Source organism: Pseudomonas syringae group sp. 243L2 (assembly GCF_032587875.1).
In the GTDB taxonomy this organism is placed as follows: domain Bacteria; phylum Pseudomonadota; class Gammaproteobacteria; order Pseudomonadales; family Pseudomonadaceae; genus Aquipseudomonas; species Aquipseudomonas amygdali.
Map to the genome: position 1 here is coordinate 37424 of NZ_JAWHPL010000020.1, position 18482 is coordinate 55905.

Annotated in this window: 18 protein-coding genes; 8 read left to right on the plus strand and 10 right to left on the minus strand. The window is 57.6% G+C overall.

Translation table 11 applies throughout. The features are described 5' to 3' along the window. Positions 1–141: 141 nt before the first annotated feature. From flgE to cynS, 6 genes are all read right to left on the minus strand, one after another. A complete protein-coding gene (flgE, locus tag RYB66_RS12880) occupies positions 142–1467 on the minus strand; it encodes a flagellar hook protein FlgE (RefSeq protein WP_004664434.1) in 1326 nt (441 codons plus the stop codon). Between the two features lie 25 nt (positions 1468–1492). Continuing rightward, positions 1493–2179 (minus strand): flagellar hook assembly protein FlgD, encoded by a 687-nt coding sequence (flgD, locus tag RYB66_RS12885; protein ID WP_002554315.1) that lies wholly within the window; start codon positions 2177–2179, stop codon positions 1493–1495. A 15-nt stretch (positions 2180–2194) separates the two neighbouring features. Beyond that, a complete protein-coding gene (gene flgC, locus RYB66_RS12890; RefSeq protein ID WP_002554316.1) occupies positions 2195–2635 on the minus strand; it encodes a flagellar basal body rod protein FlgC in 441 nt (146 codons plus the stop codon). A gap of 3 nt (positions 2636–2638) precedes the next feature. Beyond that, complete coding sequence (gene flgB / locus RYB66_RS12895) at positions 2639–3046, minus strand: flagellar basal body rod protein FlgB (protein ID WP_002554317.1); 408 nt, start codon at positions 3044–3046, stop codon at positions 2639–2641. Positions 3047–3325: 279 nt separating this feature from the next. Then, positions 3326–3799 (minus strand): nuclear transport factor 2 family protein, encoded by a 474-nt coding sequence (locus tag RYB66_RS12900; protein WP_316894545.1) that lies wholly within the window; start codon positions 3797–3799, stop codon positions 3326–3328. A gap of 10 nt (positions 3800–3809) precedes the next feature. Then, positions 3810–4277, minus strand: a complete 468-nt coding sequence (gene cynS, locus RYB66_RS12905) for a cyanase (protein ID WP_004658714.1) — start codon at positions 4275–4277, stop codon at positions 3810–3812. Positions 4278–4350: 73 nt separating this feature from the next. Here cynS and cynR point away from each other — a divergent pair, with 73 nt between their 5' ends. Next, positions 4351–5262, plus strand: a complete 912-nt coding sequence (gene cynR, locus RYB66_RS12910) for a transcriptional regulator CynR (protein WP_316886869.1) — start codon at positions 4351–4353, stop codon at positions 5260–5262. 92 nt (positions 5263–5354) lie between these two features. Here the strand turns inward: cynR and cheR are convergent, their stop codons facing one another. After that, the gene (gene cheR / locus RYB66_RS12915) at positions 5355–6182 is read right to left on the minus strand and encodes a protein-glutamate O-methyltransferase CheR (protein WP_004658712.1); all 828 of its coding nucleotides are present in this window, start codon (positions 6180–6182) and stop codon (positions 5355–5357) included. 51 nt (positions 6183–6233) lie between these two features. Next, positions 6234–7160 carry a chemotaxis protein CheV gene (locus RYB66_RS12920; RefSeq protein ID WP_004658711.1) on the minus strand — a complete coding sequence of 309 codons (927 nt, stop codon included), beginning with the start codon at positions 7158–7160 and terminating at the stop codon, positions 6234–6236. Positions 7161–7238: 78 nt separating this feature from the next. On the opposite strand from RYB66_RS12920, the gene flgA reads away from it, so the two are divergent. From flgA to RYB66_RS12940, 4 genes are all read left to right on the plus strand, one after another. Next, positions 7239–7997, plus strand: coding sequence for a flagellar basal body P-ring formation chaperone FlgA (gene flgA, locus RYB66_RS12925; protein ID WP_016981585.1), 759 nt, complete (start codon positions 7239–7241; stop codon positions 7995–7997). Positions 7998–8158: 161 nt separating this feature from the next. Then, on the plus strand, positions 8159–8473 hold the full coding sequence (gene flgM, locus RYB66_RS12930) for a flagellar biosynthesis anti-sigma factor FlgM (protein ID WP_004664423.1): 315 nt from the start codon (positions 8159–8161) through the stop codon (positions 8471–8473). A gap of 49 nt (positions 8474–8522) precedes the next feature. Next, positions 8523–8990, plus strand: coding sequence for a flagella synthesis protein FlgN (locus tag RYB66_RS12935; RefSeq protein ID WP_002554325.1), 468 nt, complete (start codon positions 8523–8525; stop codon positions 8988–8990). Between the two features lie 82 nt (positions 8991–9072). Beyond that, complete coding sequence (locus RYB66_RS12940; protein WP_005759338.1) at positions 9073–9819, plus strand: flagellar brake protein; 747 nt, start codon at positions 9073–9075, stop codon at positions 9817–9819. Positions 9820–9897: 78 nt separating this feature from the next. On the opposite strand, the gene RYB66_RS12945 is transcribed toward RYB66_RS12940, so the two are convergent. Then, complete coding sequence (locus RYB66_RS12945; protein WP_004664422.1) at positions 9898–11307, minus strand: MFS transporter; 1410 nt, start codon at positions 11305–11307, stop codon at positions 9898–9900. Between the two features lie 54 nt (positions 11308–11361). After that, positions 11362–12603 carry a glutamine synthetase family protein gene (locus RYB66_RS12950; RefSeq protein ID WP_162491510.1) on the minus strand — a complete coding sequence of 414 codons (1242 nt, stop codon included), beginning with the start codon at positions 12601–12603 and terminating at the stop codon, positions 11362–11364. 384 nt (positions 12604–12987) lie between these two features. Between RYB66_RS12950 and vioA the strand changes: the two genes are divergently transcribed. The 3 genes from vioA (at position 12988) to RYB66_RS12965 (ending at position 18427) form a co-directional block, all read left to right on the plus strand. After that, positions 12988–14106, plus strand: coding sequence for a dTDP-4-amino-4,6-dideoxy-D-glucose aminotransferase VioA (gene vioA, locus RYB66_RS12955; RefSeq protein WP_002554329.1), 1119 nt, complete (start codon positions 12988–12990; stop codon positions 14104–14106). Then, positions 14106–14831, plus strand: coding sequence for a methyltransferase domain-containing protein (locus RYB66_RS12960; protein ID WP_005780400.1), 726 nt, complete (start codon positions 14106–14108; stop codon positions 14829–14831). The genes vioA and RYB66_RS12960 overlap by 1 nt, the downstream gene beginning before the upstream one ends. A 74-nt stretch (positions 14832–14905) precedes the next feature. Beyond that, complete coding sequence (locus RYB66_RS12965; RefSeq protein WP_316894547.1) at positions 14906–18427, plus strand: glycosyltransferase; 3522 nt, start codon at positions 14906–14908, stop codon at positions 18425–18427. The last annotated feature ends 55 nt before the right edge of the window (positions 18428–18482 follow it).

The window sequence follows — 18482 nt, forward strand, 5'->3', positions numbered from 1 at the left end:
ACATCATCGCGCGTAGGAGATTTCCAAGTACATTGACTGAACTTTCTGCAAGTTTAATTAAACTCGAGCGTGCATCACTTTGTAAAAAACAACCAAAAAAAAGCCCCTTCGAAAAGGGGCTTTATTTAACGCTCTACACTATCAAGTCATCTGAATAGTGGTTTGCATGATGGTGCTTTGAGTGGAAATAGTCTTGGCGTTCGCCTGGTAGTTGCTCTGCGCCTTGATCAGGTTGACCAGCTCCATGGTCAGATCGACGTTGGACTCTTCCAGCGCCTGACCAGTGATGTAGCCGAGGGTGCCCGATTGCGGCGTGCCGCTGACCGGTACGCCCGAAGCGAAGGTTTCACGCCAGTTGGTGCCACCTGCCTGCGCCAGGCCTTGCACGTTGGCAAAGTTGGTCAGCGAGGTCTGCCCGATCACTTGGGATTTGCCGTTGGTGTAGGTCGCGAACAGGTTGCCGGTTGCATCAACGCTCATCGCACTGAGCTGGCCAGTGGCGTAACCGTCCTGATCCTGAGTAATCAGGCCCGACACCGACGCGGTCTGGGTAATACCGGCCATGTTCAGTTTGATGGAGGCACCCGTAGCACCGTTCGCGCCCCAGCTGGTGGTCGTGCCGGTGCCGGATTGCACACCTGGTACCCAGTTGGCGACAGTAAAGGTGCCATCAGTGTTGAACTTGATGTTCGCACTGTCGGTCGGTACGGTGCCCGGCGCTGCGACGACCAGATTACCCGATGAGTCGAATGTCAGGTCGTTCTTGTCGGCCGTAGTAGTGGTCGGGTCGGAAATGCTGCGACCGTCCATCAGCGAGTACATGGACCAAGTGTTGGTGCCGGTCTTGACGAAATACTGATCCAGCGTATGCGCGTTACCCTGAGTGTCATAGGTCGGCGTGCTGTACTTCATGTTGTACGACTTGGTGTCAGTCGCGTCGAACGTAGTGAGCGACGGCAAGGCAGTGGTCGAATTCAGGTTGGCAACGTTGGTAATGGCGGTGGTTGCCTTGGGCTGAAGGTTGGACGAATCCACCCGCAGGTCGCTCAATGCACCGGTTACCACACTGCCGTTGGCATCAACGTTGTAACCCTGCAACTTCATACCGCCGCTGTTGACGACGTAGCCTTCCTTGTCGGTGTGGAATGCACCGGCACGGGTGTACAGCTTCTCGCCGTTATTGCTGAGCATGAAGAAACCGTTGCCGTTGATGGCAAGGTCGAGGCTGTTGGCAGTACCGGTAGTCAGGTTGCCCTGCGAGAACTGCTGGGAAACCGCTGCGGTTGTTACGCCGCTGCCCACATTGGTCTGGCCGGAAGTGCCGCGAATCGATTGAGCGTACTGATCGGCAAACTCCGCGCGCGACGATTTGAAGCCAGTGGTCGCAACGTTGGCAATGTTGTTGCCGGTAACGTCGAGACTTTTGTTTGCAGCATAGAGCCCACTAAGGCCGATATTGAAAGACATGTTTCACTCCTGCGCCTGGTAGGCTCTACAATCCGATGGTTTGAACTTTGGACAGGGCAACACTGCCGCTGGCCAGATTGAGCATTGTTTCTGCACCATTCACACCCAACGTGACGCTGTTGACCGTGGCAGGCAGGTAAGTCGAAAGCTGTGTGTTCTTGCCGTCAACCGAGCCTTCAGCCTTGAAGGTGTAGTTGCCCGACGCAAGCGCTGTACCGTCGCTGTCCGTACCGTCCCAGGAAAAGCTGGTGGTGCCGACTTTCTGCGCGCCCAGCTCGACGGTGTCGACCAGATTCGATTGCGAATCGTAAACCTTGATACTTGTCGCCGTAGTGGCGCTCGGAATAACGATCGAACCGGTCATACCCTTGGTGGTATCCACGGTGGTGGAGCTCGAATCGATGATCACCGAGCGACCTACCAGCGACGATGCCTGCAACGCCTGAGACGACTTGTAACTGGTTGCAATCGTGTCAACCGTCGACGTCAGGTTCTGCATGCTTTCAAGGCTGCTGAACTGCGCCAGTTGGGCCACGAACTGAGTGTTGTCCTGTGGGTCCAGCGGGTTCTGGTTTTTCATCTGCGTCACGAGCAGCTGCAGGAACGCGTCCTTGCCTAGCGTACCGGTGGAATTCGTCGCGGTCGGCGTCGGATTCTGCAGTGTGTTCAAGAACGTCGATGAGACGCTGCTTGCTGTGGTGTTATCGGCCATAACGTTCGCCTTCTATCACTGACCGAGGGTCAGAACCTTCTGCATCATGGATTTAGCGGTGTTCATGATTTCGGCGTTGGTCTGGAAAGACCGGCTGGCAGAAATCATGTCGGCCATTTCTTCCACGACATTGACGTTGGGGTAGTAGACATACCCGTCCTTGTCAGCGGAAGGATGATTGGGCTCGTAACGTGCTTCCAGGTTCGAGCTGTCTTCGATGATGCCGTTGACCTGAACGCCCTGCCCGGCTTCGCCCTGATCCTGGAACAACGAACCACCTGTGGACTGCTGACCCTGCATCACGGTGGCAAACACCGGGTGACGGGCGCGGTAGGTCTGGTCCATGCTCGAAGACACGGTCTCGGCGTTGGCGATGTTACTGGCCGTAGTGTTCAGACGCGTGGTCTGGGCACTCATGGCGCTACCGGCAATGTTGAACACATTGGCTAGTGACATGAATTATTCTCCGCGAAGGGCTGCAACCAGCCCCTTGAACTTGCTGTTGAGCAATGTGAAGCTGGCCTGAAAGCCCATGGCGTTCTCGGTGTAGCTGGCCTGCTCGACCTGGGAATCGACGGTGTTCTGGTCCAGCGAAGGCTGCGACGGGGTGCGATACAGCAGCGTCCCGTCATCATTGCCCATGCCTTCGGCTTCGATATGGCGGCTGTTGGTCTTGTTCAGCGCGAAATGACCGTTCTGCACCTTGTCGTTTTCGGCAGCCAGCACCGACGAGAAGTCCAGATCGCGAGCCTTGAAGTTCGGGGTATCGGCGTTGGAGATGTTGTTGGCCAACACCTCTGCACGCTGAGCCCGGAAGTTCAGAGCCTTTTCATGTATGCCTAGCGCTTTATCGAAGCTGATGCTCATTTCGGGAAACCTTTGCCGGTTGACCTGATTCTGTTGTTACTGACAAAGCAATCAGCGTGCCATGTTGCAAAAGCCAATGATTGCGGGGGCCGGAGCCAGCGGCGAGGCAGCGATGCCAGAAAAGCGGCAAGGCATTTCCGCTGTGGGAGAAGAAAGCGGCAAGAGGGGTGCCGTTTTTTTGCCAGTATCGGCTTGCCGCCTGACAATGGCGGCACTTCATTACTGCCTCATTCGGACACCCAATAAAAAAGAGACCCGAAGGTCTCTTTGACGACTGAATCAGAGGCCAAGCTCACTCAACCCAGGGTGGTCATCAGGTCGGCGCCCCAGTGGCCAATGGTATTTGCGCTCGGACTCGGCGATCGGCAAATCGTTGATGCAGGCAAAGCGCCGCTGCATGAGGCCGTTTGCAGCGAACTCCCAGTTTTCGTTGCCATACGAACGGAACCAGTTGCCAGAGTCGTCATGCCATTCATAGGCATAGCGCACGGCAATGCGGTTATCGGTAAATACCCAGAGCTCCTTGATCAGCCGATAGTCCAGTTCCTTGCGCCACTTGCGCTCCAGAAAGGCTTGAGCTTCTGCACGACCATTGATGAACTCGCTGCGGTTACGCCAATACGTGTCTTCGGTGTAGGCCAGCGCAACTTTCGCTGCATCGCGAGAGTTCCAGCCATCCTCGGCGCCACGGACTTTCTGGACAGCCGTCTCCAGGGTAAAGGGTGGAAATGGCGGTCTTCCTTTATCACTCATCTCAGCGTCCTCAGAACGGTTTGTAGGGCAGAAATTTTCCATCAAGGGTTATCACGGCTCGCTCACCCCCTTCCGGATCTTCGACTTTCTTGATGTCGAGCTTGAAGTTGATTGCGCTGATGATGCCGTCGCCGAACTGCTCATGCACCAATGCCTTCAGCGTAGTGCCGTAAACCTGAACCATTTCGTGGAAGCGATAGATAGTCGGGTCACTGGAAACGTCTTCGACATTGCCGCGCAACGGGATGGTTTGCAGTTCGGCGACCGCATCCCTGTCCAGCCCGAGACGCTCGGCGACCACTTCGGCCACCGCTTCCGGCAATGGGTGCTGACCGAGCAATGCAGCCGTGACATACACCACGCTCAACCCCGTACCCTCTGCAAGCCCTGCCCACGTCAGGTTCTTTGCGGTCTTGGCCTGCAGCACACGTTCAGTCAGATTCTGGCGCGGCGCTCTGGAAATGTTGCTGTGCGGCATAGGTAACCCTCCGGAATGAATGCACATCAATCACAGCATCAGCAACTATCACCATAAGATCCAAGACTGATTTATGATCATCGCCATAATCCTGCCTTATGGTGATGCCGTGCTGTTACGCCATATACGTTATTTGCTGGCGGTCGCCGACCACGGCAATTTCACCCGGGCGGCCGAGGCCCTGCATGTCTCGCAACCGGCGTTATCGCAACAGATCAGGCAACTGGAAAGCAGCCTGGGTGTACAACTGTTCGACCGCACCCGCCGCAGCGTCGTGCCGACCGATGCTGGCCGCGTGTATCTGGACCACGCGCGTCGCTGCCTGCTTGAGCTGGAGGCCGGGAAGCGTGCGCTCAACGATGTCAGCGATCTGTCACGCGGACAATTGCGCCTCGGCGTCACGCCAACCTTCAGTGAATACCTGATAGCGCCGCTGATCGACCGCTTCAGCGCGCTGTACCCCGGCGTGGCAATCATCCTCACAGAGCTGCCTCTGGAGCAGATCACCGAGGCATTGATCAATGACGCGCTCGATCTGGCCATTGGTTTTGCCGGCAGTCATGCTGTCGAGATAGACAGCCAGCCTCTGTTCGATGAACAACTGTGCCTGGTCATGGCCAAGTCTGCCCCCGAAAAACAGACCGCGCTGACACTTGAGGACCTGCAAACGCTTCGCTTTGCCTTGCTCGCCCCCGGATTCGCCACTCGCCAACTGCTGGATGCTTGGTGCCAGACGCAGAATTTCAAGCCTGCGGTCGGCCTGGAGGCGAACTCGATCGCCATTTTGCTCAAGGTCGTTGCCCAGGGGCGTATGGCGACCATTCTTCCCGATGCCATCGTTCGCGAGCAGCCCGGGTTGCGCGAAGTTCAGACGACCCCTGCCCTGCCTGGGCGGACGGTTGCGCTGCTGCGGCGTAAAAACGGCTACCAGAGCGCCGCCGCCAACGCTTTTGCCAAACTGGTGAGTAACAGTACGCAAACATGAACCGATCGGCAGACGATCGAAGCTGTTTTCAGCCGCGCACAAAAAAAGAGACCCGAAGGTCTCTTTTTTCATCGCAGGCAACTGACAGACCGTCACTTGGCCTTATAGATGATCCCGGGGCTGCACTGAACCATCTGATAGTGATCCGGCAAACCATTGAGCGCTTCGGAAGCCCCCAGAAACAGGTAACCGCCTGGCTTGAGCGTACCGTGGATGCGCAGCAGGATGTCTTTCTTCACTTCGGCGGAGAAGTAGATGAGTACGTTGCGGCAGAACACGATGTCGAACTTGCCCAGCGCAGCGTAGCTGTCGAGCAGGTTGAACGAGCGGAACTCCACACGGCTCTTGATCGGCGTTTTGACGACCCAGCGACCCGGACTTTTCACGTCAAAAAAGCGCTGTAGACGATCCGGCGACAAGCCGCGGCCGATAGCCAGGCTGTCGTACTCGCCAGTCTTGCAGTTGTTGAGCATTGCACCAGACAAATCGGTGGCAACAATCTGCACGCCCGATTTGAGCTGGCCCTGATTGGCGCGCTCGAACTCATCGATCGACATCGACAGTGAGTACGGTTCCTGGCCCGATGAACAGGCCGCCGACCAGATGCGCAGTCGCTGACCAGGGCTGGCCTTGATCTGCTCGGGCAGCACTTTGTTCTTCAGCACTTCGAACGGATAGGTATCGCGAAACCACAGGGTTTCGTTGGTGGTCATCGCATCGACAACCTGTTCGCGCAACCCGCTGCGCGGCTGGGTCTGGATGCGCTGAACCAACTCGCCAAGCGACTTGATGCTTTGCTGCTCCATCAGTTTGTTGAGGCGGCTGGACACCAGATACTGCTTGTTTTCCCCAAGCAAGATGCCACAGGCTTTTTCCAGAAATACCCGGAACTGATCAAAATCCAAATTACCCGTAGACAAGGTGCCGCCTCTCAAATCATGTGAATCACCGGGGACGACGCCCCCGGCTGGTTATTCTGCTGCATTGATCCGCGCAACGACCCTGGCCGCCAGATCATCAGGCCGGAATTTCGCGAGAAAGTCATCCGCGCCGACTTTCTTGACCATCGCCTGGTTGAATACCCCTGACAACGAGGTATGCAAGGTGATGTGCATCTTCTGCATGCGTGGATCATTACGTATTGCTGCGGTAAGGGTATAGCCATCCATCTCCGGCATTTCAATATCGGAGATCATCATCAGGAACTCTTCTTCAGGCTTTTTGCCTTCTGCGACCATCTTGAGCAGGTAGTCCAGCGCCTGACGACCATCGTTGAGCGCGACCACCTCCACCCCGACGGTTTCCAGGCAGCGGCTCACTTGCTTGCGGGCCACCGACGAGTCATCGACCGTCAGCACGCGCATGGAGACAGCCTTGTGCTGAACCTCGGCGTCAATGACACCGACCGAGATTTCTTCGGACACTGGCGCGACTTCGGCGAGAATTTTCTCGACGTCGATGATTTCCACCAGTTGGTTATCAACCCGGGTGACGGCGGTCAGGTAATGATCGCGCCCGGTCCCCTTGGGTGGTGGATGAATCTCTTCCCAGTTCATGTTGACGATGCGTTCTACAGAATGCACCAGAAACCCCTGAACCTTGGTGTTGTACTCAGTAATGATGACGAAGGAATTGACCAACGAAATCATGCCCGTGGAACCCGTCGCCATCGCCAGATCCATGATCGGGATCGTACCGCCACGAATATTGGCCACACCCCGGACGATCTTGCTCGATTTGGGCATGATGGTGAGTTTCGGGCATTGCAGTACTTCTTTTACCTTGAAGACGTTGATCCCGTAGAGCTGCTTGCCGTCGAGACGGAACAAGAGCAGCTCCAGGCGATTCTGACCCACCAGCTGAGTTCGCTGGTTTACCGAATCCATTACACCTGCCATGCCGAACCCCCTTACCAAAATGACCGCCGCCCAGACACCAGATCAACAAGCGGCACGGGCTTTGCTATTTATTACCTCATGAACGCAAAGACGACAATTTCTCGACACCTCGCATTAGAAACCCGCAGGCTTCTGTGCGCAATCGCTCTGCTGTGCCTTTGTGGCACGGTGAGCCTTGCTCGCGCAGAGAATTTCACACTGCCTGAACAGCTTATCGGCGTCACCCAAGGGTTTCTTGAGTTCACAGTAGAAGACTATTTGGCAACCAACCAGATTGACGGGCGTCATGACATACAGGTCAAGCAGCTCGACCCGCGTTTACGGATGGGTGCCTGTGACAAGGATTTGACAGCCACACTGGAAAGCCCGCGCCCGGTCGGCCGGGTTACGGTGCGGGTACGCTGCGAAGGTTCTTCGCCCTGGACAGTGTTTGTGCCAGCCCAGGTGCTGCTATATCGCAACGTCGTAACCGTGATGCGCCCGTTAAAACGCGACGCCATCGTTACTGAACAAGACGTTGCGCTGCGTGAGCGCGACGTGAGCAGCCTGGGCCAGGGATTCCTGGCCTCCCTTGATCAGGCAGTCGGTCAGAAGGTTGTCCGACAAATGGTCATCGACCAGGTCGTTACCCCGGTGGCGCTGGAACAGCCACAAATGATTCACAAGGGCGACCAGGTGATCATCATCGCCCGCAGCGGTTCGCTAGCGGTGCGCATGCCCGGCGAAGCGATGTCCGACGGCGGTTTCAACGAACAGATACGGGTGAAAAACCTTAATTCCCAGCGGGTGATCAAAGCGAATGTCACCGGCCCAGGGCAGGTGGAAGTGGCCATGTAATGCATTGATGCTGGCGCAGAGGGTGTGTTTTTTTTAGACTGCGGGGAATATCCGACGGTGAAAAGCGTCTATTGGGAAGCTTTCTCACAATCGGCCTAAAGTTTGATAGGGGTTGGCCGAAAACAAGGCAAGCGTCCAAACACCCAGAGGTTTTTTCAATCATGGTCATAGATTTCAGTCGCCTTAACAATTCACAGTCTGTTGCCGGTACAACACGTACCAGTGCCAGTAAAGACACCGTCAAAACCGATGCGACAGCTCCTGCAGCCACCGCAGGTATCAAAAGCACCGGGGAAACTTTTTCTTTGAGCAGTGAGGCTCAACAGTTGCAGAAAATCACGGACAAGCTGACCGATCTGCCAACCGTCAATAGTGCTCGCGTTGCCGAGCTCAAGCAGGCCATCGCCGACGGTAGTTACACAGTGGACAGCAACCGTGTCGCCAGCAAGCTGTTGAATTTCGAAACCCAACGCTAAGCCAAGGCTGGCGCTGGATATTCTGGACGCTTAAAAACCAGAGCATGCGATGCAAGACACTACTTTGTTGCAGATGATCACTGACGACATGGTTTCGGCCCGACAGCTTCTAGAGCTGCTGCAGGCCGAATCCCTGATTCTTCACGGCCGCGACATGGGCGAGATGGAGCAGGTGCTGGCGCAGAAACAGGCGCTGGTCATTCTTCTCGATCAACATGGGCGCAAACGTAGCCAGGTGCTTGCGGGCATGGGGCTGCCAGCCAATCGCAGTGGTCTCCAGCAACTGGCCAGCCAGTCGGATGTCGGCGAGCAATTGCTGATGGCCGGTGACGAACTGAATGCGTTGATCAATGAATGCCAGACGCTGAACGAGCAGAATGGTAGTCTGATCCAGCTGCAACAGATCAGCACCGCTCATCAACTTCGCATACTGAACGGCGGTGAGACGCCCACGCTCTATGACAGTCGCGGGTCAACTGCGCTTAGAGCAAAACCACGCCCTCTGAGTCAGGCGTAACTTCCTGTATCAAGGTTTCGTGCGTAGTGGCAGAATGCCTGTTGTTGCGTTGCCGTAGTATTTTGCCTGGAGATTCAAGAACGTGAATGGCTCAAGCGCGGACGATGCTCCGCAGCCCCCGAAGGTCCTCAACACACCTTTGGAAATTGCCGCTAACCTGCGGTTGCTACTCGAGAGTCATGATCCTCTGATCATTACCTTCCATGAGCGTGCTCAACGCTTTCAGAGCTACCTGCTTGAAGTCGACCGTGACAGCAACGTCATGGCGCTCGACGAAATGATCCCCCGTGATGGCGAACGCTTTTTAAGTAATGGCGAATCTTTCCGCGTCGAAGGTTTTCACGACGGCGTGCGTATCGCCTGGGAAAGCTCGTCTCAGATGGAGATTGTCGATACCGACGGGCAGCGCCTGTACCGCGGACCGATGCCTGAAGAAGTGATTTACCACCAGCGGCGCAACGCATTTCGTGCAGCGCTGAAGCTGGCACAGCTGGTCGACATCGAGATCGGCGGCGACCGTTTGAAATCCCCTCTGACCGGCAAACTGCTGGACATCTCTGCAACCGGTTGCAAACTGCGCTTTGAAGGCGATGTGTCCGAGCGCATGCAGTTGGGCCAGGTATACGAACGCTTTATTGCGAAGTTGCCATTCGGAGCAATGACAGCCCCCGTAGAGCTGCGTTATCTACACTTCGAAGAAAGATTTCACACCACCTTTGCCGGCGTGCGCTTCCACAACATGAGTGGGCTTGTGCAGCGTCAGGTTGAGCGTTTCGTCTACCAGTTGCAGCGTGAAGCTCGCCGCTTCGACAAAGACGACGACTTCTGATCCCCGCTTCTGCTTGCTGGTGATTGCGGCAACCTGCCGCAATCACACCGTAATCCCCTGCTCTGCCCCCCGCTACACTCAAGCCTTCCAGGTCTCGCTTTCACGCTCGCGTTCGTGCTCTTCAGCTTCGGCTGTTTCCGTGCCCGCGACCGGCTCGGCCTGTGCCTCGGTTTCTGCGTCGGCGTCGGCCACCACTTCAGACTCAGGTTCGGACTCCGGCTCGACGGTGGTCTGCATCTGCTCCTGAACCACCTGCTCATCGACACGCGGGTCCAGTGCAACCACCAGGGGCGAACTGGACATGCTGTCCGGCATGGCGACGTGATGCAGCGGTGCGTTTTCGACCTGATGCAAATGGGTAACGGCCTTGGGTCTGATCAGCAGCACCAGAATCACCCCGGCACCACAGACGAACGCATACAGCATGTGGCCGCCAAACAGCTTCATGACCACGCCGGCAGCCAACGGGCCGATACTCGCGCCGATGCCATAGGTCATCAGCAACATGGCCGTCAGCGACACCCGGCGCTCGGCCTCGACGTGGTCATTGGCAAATGCCACCGCCAGTGGATAGAGGCAGAACTGCATCAGCGAGGCGAGAAAGCCGACGCCGAACAGGACTTCGACCGGCACACTCGGAAACACCGCCAGCGGCAATGACGCCACCACCAGTGCAGCGGCAAAGATGCGCATCAGTACGGATCGGTCATAGCGGTCGGAAAGCAGACCCAATGGCCACTGCACCAGGAACCCGGCCAGAATGCAGCAGCCCATGAACAGACCGACCTGCTCGGTGGACAGCCCCTGTTCGGCGGCGTAAACCGGTGCCAGACCGTAGAACGAACCGATGATTAGCCCGGCACCCAACACCGCCGTCAGCGACTGCGGCACACGCTTCATGAAGAAGAGCGGCTCCAGCGGTGCCGGGTGCAACGGTGCGGGGTGAATTGCCCGGGTCATGGCGACCGGCACAAGACACAGCGCGAAGCACAATGCCACCAGCATCAGCAGCTCAGGGCCCAGTTGCGGGTGGACCACCAGTACCAGTTGCCCCAGCACCAGGCCCAGATAGGACGCAATCATGTAACCGCTGAACACCATGCCGCGCTGTTTGGCGGCGGCCTGCTCGTTCAGCCAGCTCTCGATGACCATGTATTGGCACATCATGCCAAGGCCGACAATCACCCGCAGCACCAGCCAGGCGGGCAACCAACTGATCAGGCCATGCCCGAGCACCGCAGCACCAACGATACCGGCGCAGGTGGCATAGGCCCGAATATGACCGACACGGCCGATCAGACGGTGACCGATCTTGCCCCCCAGGACCAGACCGAAATAGTTGGCGGCCATCAGCGCACCGACCCACAGACTGTCGACCTGATCGGCCGCCAGGCGCAGGGCCAGATAAGTGCTCAGCAGACCTGAGCCGATCAACATCATCAACGAGGCAAAATAAAGCGCTCGAAAGGACTTCCAGATTTGGCGCATCAACTTTCCAAAAATAGGGAGTCGCCCGACCGGGCGAGCCCAACACTGCGATTCTTAAACCTGAGCAGCCAGAACGCGCCGTTCCCAGGGGGTTATCTCGTCGAAAAAACTGGTCAGTTCCAGGGTCTTCGACGCGATGTAGCCTTCGATGAATTCATGACCAAACAGTTCCTTGGCCAACTGACTGCTTTTCAGACGCTCCAGAGCGGCGTGCAGGGTACACGGCAATGACAATTCTTCCGGCACCTCAATCGCGCCTTGCATGGGCGGGGTGGGTTCCAGCTTTTGCTCGATGCCATGCAGCCCGGCCGCCAGGCTTGCGGCGATGGCCAGATAAGGATTGGCGTCGGCGCCTGGCAAACGGTTCTCCACCCTTCGAGCCGCCGCTGCACTCGACGGGATGCGCAGGCCGGCTGCGCGATTGTCGTAGGACCAGCAGGCGTTATTGGGCGAAGCATAGGGCTGGCACAGGCGCTGATAGGAATTCACGTTGGGCGCGAACAGCGCTGTGAAATCAGCCATGCAGGCCTGCTGACCCGCGATAAAGTGACGAAACGTGTCAGTCGGTTGGCCATCTGCACCACTGAAGACGTTTACCCCGGAGTCTGTTGCTACAACGCTCTGATGAAGATGCATCGAACTGCCCGCCGTGTGCGCGAGCGGCTTGGCCATGCAGACCACAATAAGCCCGTGCTTGAGCGCGACCTCCTTGAGCAGGTGCTTGAACAGAAAGGTCTGGTCGGCGAGCAGCAGCGGGTCGCCATGCAGCAGGTTGATCTCGAACTGGCTGACGCCCATCTCGTGCATCACCGTGTCACGCGGCAGACCCAACGCCGCCATGCAGGCGTATACCTCGGCGAAAAAAGGCCGCAAGCCATTGTTCGAGCTGACACTGAACGCTGAATGCCCCTGCTCGCGTCGTCCGTCCAGCCCTGTCGGCGGCACGAACGGATACAGCGGCTCGGGGTTGGGCGCAAAGACAAAGAACTCCAGTTCGGTGGCCACCACCGGTGCCAACCCCCGTGCGGCGTAGCGGGCGATGACGGCCTTTAGCTGGCTGCGCGTCGAGAGCATGCAACGCTCGCCGCTCAACTCTTCGGCATCGCAGATGGCCAGGGCGCGCGGTTGCTCGCTCCAGGGCAGACGATGGACCTGCTGCGGATCGCTGAGCAGCGCGAGGTCGCCATCATCGCTACCGTAAAACCGTGACGGCGGGTACCCGCCCATGATGCATTGCAGCAACACCCCCCGCGCAAGCTGCAATCGCCTGCCCTCCAGAAAACCGGCAGCGGTCATCACCTTGCCGCGAGGCACGCCGTTCAGGTCCGGGGTCACACACTCCACTTCATCAATGCCCATCAGCAGCTGTGCCAGCGGATGGGGGTCATTGCGTGTCATGGTTCAATCCTTTGTCATGGGCCAGGCCGCTTGGCGGCAACCCGTACAAAATACGCAGCGGGCGTTCGGGATATCAAGCACTGAAACACCTTCGTGAGAATGATCACTACCCGACCTCTACCTGATCCGGCAAAAGCGGTCTTGGCCGGGTTCTTGCTGTGTACCCCGGTCACAACAGTTCGACTGTCATTTTTATGTCAATGGCAACGCCTTTGCCGGAAGCCCTTGAAGCAGATGCCCTTTCGAACAGCAATCGGATAAAACACGAGCAGAGAACCCTCCATGAGCGCACCGATTCCAGTAACTCGTCCTCTGTTACCGCCTCTGGAGGAGTTCATTCCCTACCTCGAACACATATGGGAAAGCCGCCAGCTCACCAATGGCGGGCCGTTTCACCAGCAGCTTGAAAAGGAGCTGGCCGAGTACCTGGGCGTGCAGCATCTCTCGCTGTTTTCCAATGGCACGCTGGCGCTGATGACCGCCATTCAGGCGCTGCGCATCAAGGGCGAAGTCATCACCACGCCCTACTCGTTCGTGGCAACCGCCCATTCGCTGCTCTGGAACAGCCTGACGCCGGTGTTTGTCGACATCGATCCGGGTACTTACAACCTGGACCCGGAGCGCATCGAAGAAGCCATCACTCCGGCTACCACGGCGATCATGCCCGTACACTGCTACGGCATCCCGTGTGACGTCGACCGCATTCAGCAGATCGCCGATCGCTATGGCCTTAAGGTCATCTACGATGCCGCCCATGCGTTCGGTGTCCAGCATCGCGGGCAAAGCCTGTTGAATCACGGGGATCTGTCGGTGCTGAGCTTTCACGCCACCAAGGTGTTCAACACCTTCGAAGGCGGGGCCATCATCAGTCCGGATGCCAAGACCAAGCAACGTATCGATTACCTGAAGAACTTCGGATTTGCTGACGAAGTGACCGTGGTCGCGCCGGGAATCAACGGCAAGATGAGTGAAATCAACGCTGCGTTCGGTCTGCTTCAGTTGAAGTACATCGATGAAGCGCTCTTGAAACGGCAACGTATCGATGAACGCTATCGCGATGCGCTGGCAACGGTACCGGGGCTGAAAATTCTCTGGAAAAGCACCGAAAAACACAATTACTCGTACTTCCCGGTGCTGGTCACCGAAGACTTCGCGATTTCTCGCGATGACCTTTATCAGCGGTTCCGCGACCACAATATCCTGGCGCGCCGTTACTTTTACCCGCTCATTTCCACATTCCCGATGTACCGGGGCCTTGACTCGGCAAAACCTGATCGCCTGCGTGTCGCGACCGGTCTGTCCAGTCAGATCCTGTGCCTGCCGATCTACGACAGCCTGACGGATGAAGCCTTCGACAGCATCATTGATGTGATCGTCACAGCCAGTAAAGAGAACTGCTAATGCGAACGTGCCCGGTCTGCTCCTGTCGTTTTCCGAACTTCTATCCGCTGGGTAGAAGCCATCTGGAAATCCTCCACCGCCTGAACGTCCACTACTGCATCGAAGACTTCGAGACCCTTAACGTCGGGCAATACAGCTGCCCCGAATGCATGGCGTCGGACCGTGACCGGCTTTACGCGCTGTTTGCCATGAACATGCTCTACAACCCGCCGGGCAAACCACTGCGCATTCTCGATATCGCACCGGCAGTGGTGCTCTCGAAGTTTCTGCGCAGCCTGCCCAACGCCCGATATCGCTCGGCAGACCTGTTCTCGCCGCTGGCTGATGACGTGGTCGACATCATGGACATGCACATGTATGCCGACGAGTCCTTCGATTTCATCGTGTGCTCGCACGTACTTGAGCACGTACCTGATGACCGCAAGGCCATGTCCGAGCTGTTTCGGGTACTGGCCAAAGGCGGCTCTGCCATCCTGATGGTGCCGATTCTGCTGACCGCCACCGAAACCGAAGAAGACCCGGACGAGGCCAGCGTCGATGAGCGCTGGGCGCGCTTCGGCCAGGACGATCATGTGCGGATGTACGCCGGACAAGACTTCCAGTCCCGTTTGACGCAGGCCGGTTTCGACGTGAAGGCCCTCGGCTCGCAGGCATTTGGTGAAGGCGTCTTCAAGCAGCACGGCATTACGGAGCAGTCGGTTTTGTATATAGGCCAAAAAAGCTGACGACAACTGCAGATCATGGACGCCGACTGCGTTGCCCGGTTGGTTTTTAAAACTTTTTCAAAAGTGGTATTGCGATGAGTTCTTCACGCCTGGTCAGTATTGTCATCCCCGCTTACAAACCGGCTTTCTTCGAAGCAGCGCTTGCCAGCGCGCTGCGCCAGAACCACGACGACATCGAGATCATCATCACCGACGACTGCCGTGACGATGGCATCAAGGCTATTGTCGAAAAGCTCAGCCCGAACAGCCGCTGGCCCATTCACTATTTCAAAAATGCAACGCCGCTGGGCGAACCTCACAACATCGCACACGCCATAGCGCGTGCGCAGGGTGAGTACATCAAGTTTCTCTACGACGATGACATCCTTCTCCCGGACTGCGTGCGCCTGATGTTCGATGTCATGCACGACAGCCCGGACATCAAAGTCGTGTCAGCGACCAGAAAGAGGATCGACGCCAACGGCGCTCTGCTGGCAGACAACCTCTACACGGCCTACCCATTCGGCAAAAACGTCGTTCTGAACGGTCCCGAGCTGGTGTCCTTTCTGGCCAGTCACCCGATCAACTTCGTCGGCGAGCCCAGTGCAGTCATGTGTCGTCGCGAAGACCTGCTGGTATTCGGGCAGGACATCATGTCTCTGCAACAGGTGCTGATCTGGGGGCTGGGTGATTTGGCCATGTACGTAAAGCTCTTGCGTCATGGAAACCTGGCGATGCTCGCCCGTCCCCTTTCCTATTTCCGGGTGTCGGATCAGCAGAGCAGCGAGGCATTCAGAAAAGACCCGACCCTGCCTCGCGAAGGTCACGCCAACTTCAGGCGCATTCCCACAGAGCTGGGCTGGGTAAGGCCTGACGAGTTCAATGGCAAGGTCAAGGTTGCTCCGCTGTCACAACGCGACAATATTCAGGAAATGGACCTGCTGGCCTACTTCGACAGAAGGCCCGAAGCCACTGTTCGGAATACCCGTGTCGCCGGCTGGCTGGCTCAGCGTCGACCTACGCCAGCCCAGCATGTGTTGCTTGAAGAGTACCTGCAACAACACAACGGCGGCCCTGCGGTTGCGATTGTCGTGTCGGACTTCAATCAGCAGCCCGAGAGCGTGCTGAGCACGCTGCAAAGCCTGGCGTCCGATGCGCCGCTGCTCGACAAGCTCAAGGTGTTTGTCCTTGCCGACTACGACCGGGAACAGCAGACGCCGCTGCAAGCGCAACTGCCCTGGCGGGATGCCAGCATGGAAAACCGTGCAACGGTCATCAACGCGTTGATGCAGGAAAACGACCAAGCGTGGTGGATCCTGGTTGACGCCGGCACGACGTTCACCTCGAGCGGCCTGCTGTGCGCTGTCATGAAAATGATCGAAACGCCCGAAGCCTGCGCAGTGTTCGGCGACGAAGTGACCCTGCATGCGCAGGCAGGTGCTCATCTGGCCTTTCGCCCGGACTTCAGCCTGGATTACCTGCTGACCTGCCCGGCGGCAACCAGCCGCAATTGGCTGTTCAATCGTGAAAAAGCTCTGGAAGTGGGCGGCTTCGACCCAGTCCACGCGCAGGCCATTGAACTCGACCTGATCCTGCGCATGATTGAGGGTTCGGGCTATACCGAATTTGCGCACTCTTGCGAGCCGATGATCATCTCGCCCTTATGGCAGGCGCAGGAGAACTACGATCAGGCGCGCACCGTGCAACGGCATCTGCACGTGCGTGGCTACCCAGGCAGTAAGGTGCATGCGCTGGAATCGGGACTTTACCGGATCGATTACGGCCATGCCGAACAGCCTCTGGTCTCCATTCTCGTCACCTCGCAGGATCAGCTCGAAACGCTGCTGCCCTGCGTAGAGAGCATTCTGGAAAACACGACATATCCGCACTATGAAATTCTGATTTGCGACAACAACAGCCAGTCGGCGCAGACCACGCAATGGCTGGCGACCATCGATTCGATGCAGTCGGAACGGATTCGCATCGTTCGCCACGAACAGGCACTGAGCCCGTCGGCGCTGCTCAACTCTGCAGCCGAACACGCGCTGGGCGACTATCTTGTGATGCTCGACAGCCACGCCCTGATCATCCAGCAGGACTGGCTCAACCACCTGCTCAACCACGCACTGCGCCCTGAAGTAGGCGTTGTCGGCGCGAAACTCATTTCGACGGATGGTAATGTCGTGCAGGCCGGCATCATCATGGGCCTCAATGGCACCGCGGCCACCGTCACTGCCAGCGACATCGCAGGATCTGCGAGCGATGCGCAACGTCTGGAAACAGATCAGAACTACAGCGCTGTCAGCGGCTCCTGCCTGATGATTCGCAAGTCCGTGCATGAAGAGGTGCAAGGCCTGGACGAACACTTGTTCCCCCTGCACTTCAATGATGTGGACCTGTGCCTGAAGGCGCGCAGCACTGGGCATCTGGTCGTCTGGACACCGCACGCCATCGTCGCGCTGCGCCCGGACGACGCACAGAGCGACGCTGAAGCACTGGACTTCGCGACGCGCGCGCTCTACCACCGCTGGCTGCACTACATGGCCTGGGACCCTGCATACAACAAGAATCTGACGCTGACTGACAGTTTCGTCGCCCAGAGCAACCCGCAGTTGAGCTGGCGGCCATTGACCCACCGTCCACTGCCGGTGGTCCTTGCTCTGCCCTGCAATCATGCGGCTGCCGGCAATCGCATCAGCGCCGCGCTGCAAAGCCTGAGCGCCGAGCGCGAGACAGACGGCATCATCAGCCATGCGCCGCTTCCATTCGTGGAAACTGCCAGACTCAGCCCGGATACGGTGGTTATCCAGGGGCCAGTAAACGAAAGCCTGATTGCCAGCATCAACGCGATCAAGGACCACACCAATGCCTGGGTGGCCTACGACCTGCCGCACTACCCGGCGTACGCTGAAATCGACAAGAGCGCTGTGCCACTCGCAACAGTGCAGGCTTCCCTGCGCCACGGGCTGGCGCGGGCAGATCTGATCACAGTCCCCACAACAGCACTGGCGGAGCTGCTGGAGGGCTCACATCCCAACGTTCAGGTGATTGAAACCCGACTTGCGCCTGAGCCATGGCGCAATCTGCAAAGCCAGCGCCAGACTCGCCCCAGACCTCGTGTAGGTTGGGTAGGCACGGCGGCAGAAACGGGCGACCTGCTGATTCTGTCAGAAGTCATCAAGGCACTGGCAGACCGTGTGGAGTGGGTCATCATGGGACCCTGCACGCGCTGGCTACGCCCTTATATTCATGAACTGCGTTCGCCCGTGGAGGGCACTTTGTTCCCTGGGACGCTGGCCAGTCTGAACCTGGATCTGGTGTTGGCGCCTGCAGAATCCAACCTGATCAATACGAGCAAAAGCCCGGTGGCCCTGCTGGAGTTCGGTGCCTGCGGTTTTCCAGTCATTTGCAGTGATGTGCTCAGCGTGCCTGAAGACCTGCCCGTCACTCGGGTGGAAAACGAGACGAATGCCTGGGTCAGTGCCATCGAGCAACACATTGATCAGTTGGATGAGTGCGCACGCAAGGGCGACGCCTTGAGACAGGCTGTCATTGATAACTGGATGCTTGAGGCCGATCACTTGCAAGCCTGGCGCGATGCCTGGCTGAAGGGCTGATCAGAAAGGATTAAAACCAACAACAAGCTCTGCGTCCGGGCGGTGACGCAGAGCG